The organism is Phaeobacter sp. PT47_59 (assembly GCF_028890025.1).
Lineage (GTDB): Bacteria > Pseudomonadota > Alphaproteobacteria > Rhodobacterales > Rhodobacteraceae > Phycobacter.
Map to the genome: position 1 here is coordinate 1 of NZ_JARCJL010000066.1, position 1,668 is coordinate 1,668.

Genomic DNA, 1,668 nt, shown 5'->3' on the forward strand with positions numbered 1-1,668 from the left:
CCGACATTCCCCAAGTGGCGTGCCAGGTGATGTCAAGATCGCCTGATTTTGCCAATTGAACAAGCTTTTTTCGCCCTGAGCGGTGTCTGTGGTCGCCCAAGCGCCTGGAACTGGGCGGATCGGGCCGAGAACCTGCATCATCGTGGCTCGGCGGCGCCGTTTTTCAGCGGGGCGGACGGACCTGTCCTGCTGCTTTCGTTCTGTTTGAATCCGAATCCCGTTCATGCGCATAGCGGTGGCGCTCGCAATCGGCGGATGGCGGCGAGGATGGCGCGCACCATCGGGCCGGTGACAGCAACCTCGGCCAGCTGGAAGGTGATGGCGCGGGCATGGCGGACGACGCGTGCCCCGATCTTGATCAGTTTCAGTTGCAGGCTGGTCAACGACCAGTCGGCCATGGCCTCGGGCAGTTCGATGCAGCGCAGGAAGGTGGCCAGGTTGTAGGCCAGTGCGTGCAGCTGCAGCCGGACCTCGTTGTCACGGAACTTTCTGCATGACAGCCGCGTCCAGCGAAAGGCGTATTTGCCTTCCTTGATGTGCTGTTCGGCAGTGCCGCGTTGGTTGTAGAACCGCACCACCCAATCCGGCTCCATCGGTAGGTTGGTGACGATGAAGCCAACACGTGGGAACAGCTCGCCTGGGTGCCATTCGATCTTGGCAATCACGCGGCGCTCCTTGTCCCAGGACGCGGCCTGATAGTAGAAATCCTCAAAGAACCGCTTCACCTTGGTCAGCGAAGGCCGCCCTACGGGCCGGTTCAGCCGATGCGCGATCTTCTCGCGCAGGACGCTGTTGGTGGGTAGTCGGATGGCGTAGAAATAGCCTGCTTCTTCCAGCCGCGCATAGATCGCGGGGATCGCATAGGCGGCATCGGCGCGGAAAAAGCGCATGATGTCACGTTTGGCATAGCGGGCGATCACCGGGTCGAGCACGTCCCGCCAGCCGTCGGCACTGTGGACGTTGCCATTGCGCAGGGCGCAGCGTTCCAGCATCCCGAACTGGTTGAACAGGAAGTTTGGGTGATAGCAATTGCAATCGAAATGCCCGTTCCAGGCGGACCCTTCCTGATCGCCATGGGTGGGGCTGACCGAGCTGTCCATGTCCAGCACGATGAACTTCAGGTCGTTGCGATCATGAAACCGGTCGATCCATTGCCCGTTCAGGTCGGCCAGCGCCGCCCGGTTCTCGGCAAAGGTCAGCGTCTCGGTCTCAAACCGCCCCATCTGGGAAGCCGAGGCAGCTTGAGCGTCGACAGCCCGGCCTCCGACAACCTGACGCATGACAGGATCGAGCGCGAGACGGTCGGCATCGTTGACATCCTCATAGCCTGCCAGCCGCCCATAGACCGACTGCCGAAACAGCCCCTCAAGCCGATGGAGCGTGTTCTTGCCCGGACGGGTGTCGCGCAATGCTGCTGCCGCAAGATCGGACAGCCCGAGCGCGTCATCAAGCTCGCGCATCACCAGCAGGCCGCCGTCCGAACTGATCTGCGCACCCCGGAACTCCACCCGCACACGGCGGTCGAAATCCACCCGATCTGCCCGCTGCGAGCCCGCACCCTCTGGGTGATCCATGAAACAAGCCCCTCGTAGCCATCAACACCATGATTTATATAGGTAATGTCGAGTTCAGGACAGCGAAATCAGCGGGTTACTTGGGGAATACGGG

General features: G+C 61.5%; 1 protein-coding gene. It reads right to left on the bottom strand.

Annotated elements, in window-relative coordinates:
* Positions 1-221: 221 nt before the first annotated feature.
* On the bottom strand, positions 222-1,574 hold the full coding sequence (locus PXK01_RS21880) for an IS1380 family transposase (RefSeq protein ID WP_274861726.1): 1,353 nt from the start codon (positions 1,572-1,574) through the stop codon (positions 222-224).
* Positions 1,575-1,668 lie beyond the last annotated feature (94 nt).